Genomic DNA, 2648 nt, shown 5'->3' on the forward strand with positions numbered 1-2648 from the left:
GCAGTACCCATGGCGGCGGGCTGCCCTGTGGCGGCGGGCTGCCCTGTGGCGGCGGGCATGGGGGTGCTGGTCGGAAGGCGAGACCGGATCTGTGGCAGAGTTTTCGCCATGACGCGGTCCGTTGCGACGCGCAGGCCCACCATGGCCCGCCGTACTGCCGCCGCGGCGTTGACCCTGGGCGGCGTGGCCGGGTTCACCTACGGCATTCCGTCGCTCACCACATTGCGTCGACTACGGCTGCGGTGGACGCCGGCGCTCGCAGGGCTCGGCGCGCCTGATCACGTCGCGCTCACCTTCGACGATGGTCCGGATCCGGTGTCCACGCCGCAGTTCCTCGACGTGCTCGCCGAACTCGACGTGCGGGCGACGTTCTTCGTCCTCGGTGGTCTGCTGGAACGTGCACCGACGTTGGCGAGGGAGATGGCCGCCGCCGGGCACGAGCTGGCCGTGCACGGCTGGGATCATCGCCCGATGCTGTTGCGCGGTCCCCGCTCCACGCACGACCATCTCGCCCGCACCCGGGACCTGGTCGTCGAGATCACCGGTCGCGCGCCGCGGTTCGTCCGGCCGCCGCACGGCATCCTTTCGGCCGGGCTGCTCGTCGCGGCCCGCCGCCTCGACCTCAGCCCCGTCCTGTGGTCGGCGTGGGGACGCGACTGGACGGCCGAGGCGACGCCGGGCAGCGTGCTGGACACCCTCGCCCCCGACCTGCGCGGGGGCGCCACGGTGCTGCTGCACGACTGTGACTGCACATCGGCCCCCGAGGCCTGGCGCAGCGCGCTCGGGGCTCTGCCCGGGATCGCCGCGTGCTGCGACGACGCCGGCCTGCGCCTCGGACCACTCGCCGAGCACGGCCTGCCGGCCTAGCCGAATCCTCCTTCTGGCAGGAGCGGCCGGGCAGGTCAGACGGCTGGGCAGGTCAGACGGCCGGGTAGAGGGAGTAGCTCGGGAAGTTGCCGACGAGCCGCTCGTCGGCGTCCGCGCCCACGGTGACGGCTCTGGCCAGATGGACACCGCCGACGAAGGCCCCCTTCCAGGAGGCGCCGCGGCCACCGAACGGCTCGTCCCGGTCGCCGCGGGAGCGCGGCTTGTTGACTCCGACCTTGAACGCCTGCAGTTCCCCGGCGAGCCGGGGGGCATGGGACTCGTCGTCGCAGGCCAGTGAGGCGACCAGCGCGCCGTTGGAGGCGTTCATCGCCGCCAGCAGTTCGGCCTCCGAGTCGACGACGACGATGGTGTCGACCGGGCCGAACGGCTCCGCGTGGTGCAGCGCAGACGACGCCGGCGGGCTCAGGACCGCCACCGGCGGCACGTAGGCGGAGGTGTCCTGCCCGGGGATGAACCGGCCGTCCGCGAGGTCTCCGCGGTAGATCGGCACGCCGCCCTTCGTGATCGCCTCGTCGATCTTCGCGGCCAGCTCGGTCGCCTTGTCCGCGGTGATGACCGGGCCGTAGTCCAGCTCGGGCAGCGGGTCGGTGTCGTCGGCGACAGCGAGGGGGTGGCCGAACCGGACGCCGGAGACCACCGGCAGGTACATCTGGAGGAACCTGTCGAACAGTTGGCGCTGGACGACGTAGCGGGGGTAGGCGGTGCAGCGCTGCTTGCCGTACTCGAAGCCCTTCTTCAGATGGGCGGCGAGCACGTCCCACTGGGAGAAGTCCCAGATGCCCCAGGCGTTGAGGCCCTCCTGCTCGAGGAAGTGGCGCTTACCGGTGTCGACCAGGGCGGCGGCGACCTGGCCAGCCGCCGACCGGCCGCCCACGAAGGCCAGGCAGCCGATCTCGGGGGCGCGGACCAGCGCCGAGCTCAGCCGGGAACCCGATCCGGAGACCAGCGAGACCGGCAGACCCTCCCGGCGGGCCAGCGCGCTCGCCAGCGTCAGGCAGGCGGCGCCGCCGTCGGTCGGGGTCTTGGCGATGGTGCCGTTGCCGGCGAGGATCTGGACGAGCACGGCATGCATGAGCACGCTCATCGGGTAGTTCCAGCTGGCGATGTTGCTCACCGGACCGGGTAACGGGGTGCGCCCGGCGATCATGCCGTCGATCTCGTCGATGTACCAGCGCACCCCGTCGAGGGCACGGTCGACGTCGGTGCGCGCCAGCCGCCAGGGCTTGCCGATCTCCCAGACGAGCAGGAGAGCCAGCAGGTCGCGGTGGGCGTCCATGGCGTCGACGGCGGCGCGTACCCGGGCCTTGCGCTCGGGCAGCGCCACGTCGCGCCAGTGCTTGTGGTCGTCGAGAGCGGCCCGGATCGCCTCCCGGGCCTCGTCCAGCTCGATCATCGGGGGCCCGGCGATCGGTGTGCCGTCGACGGGGGACAGGCTGTGCAGTGGGTTTCCAGTTCGATGCCAGTGCCCGCCCCAGAGATTACGGAGGCGGTCCTCGTCGAACGCCTCGGGGGCAATCTGGCGGCAGGTGGCGAACGCCTCGGACCAGGTGGTACCCGGCTTAATGTGGAGTCGTGGCTGGGAGCTGCTGGATGCTGCGGCCATACCGGTGATATTGACGGTCATCCGCCGATCACGCCAGGCAAAGCGGCCCACTATTTCGAGGGTTCTTAGATGACTGTATCAGTGTAATAACACTCGGTAATTTCCTGCATAAACCGCCATGTGGCCACTCATCGCCCTTGCTCGATATCTAATGATC

Annotated in this window: 2 protein-coding genes; one reads left to right on the forward strand and one right to left on the reverse strand. The window is 70.7% G+C overall.

The window, feature by feature from the left end:
- The first annotated feature begins 108 nt into the window (after positions 1 to 108).
- Positions 109 to 867, forward strand: coding sequence for a polysaccharide deacetylase family protein (locus tag ACY5KJ_RS05520; RefSeq protein ID WP_462202914.1), 759 nt, complete (start codon positions 109 to 111; stop codon positions 865 to 867).
- Positions 868 to 919: 52 nt separating this feature from the next.
- Here the strand turns inward: ACY5KJ_RS05520 and ACY5KJ_RS05525 are convergent, their stop codons facing one another.
- Entirely contained in the window at positions 920 to 2491 is a 1572-nt protein-coding gene (locus ACY5KJ_RS05525) for an aldehyde dehydrogenase family protein (RefSeq protein WP_462187064.1), read from the reverse strand.
- Positions 2492 to 2648: the final 157 nt, after the last annotated feature.

It is taken from the genome of Frankia sp. CcWB3, assembly GCF_977927595.1.

Excerpts from the sequence above, each read along its gene's own strand:
- ACY5KJ_RS05525 (WP_462187064.1), bottom strand. The coding sequence starts at position 2,491 with ATGGCCGCAGCATCCAGCAGCTCCCAGCCACGACTCCACATTAAGCCG.
- ACY5KJ_RS05520 (WP_462202914.1), top strand. The coding sequence starts at position 109 with ATGACGCGGTCCGTTGCGACGCGCAGGCCCACCATGGCCCGCCGTACT.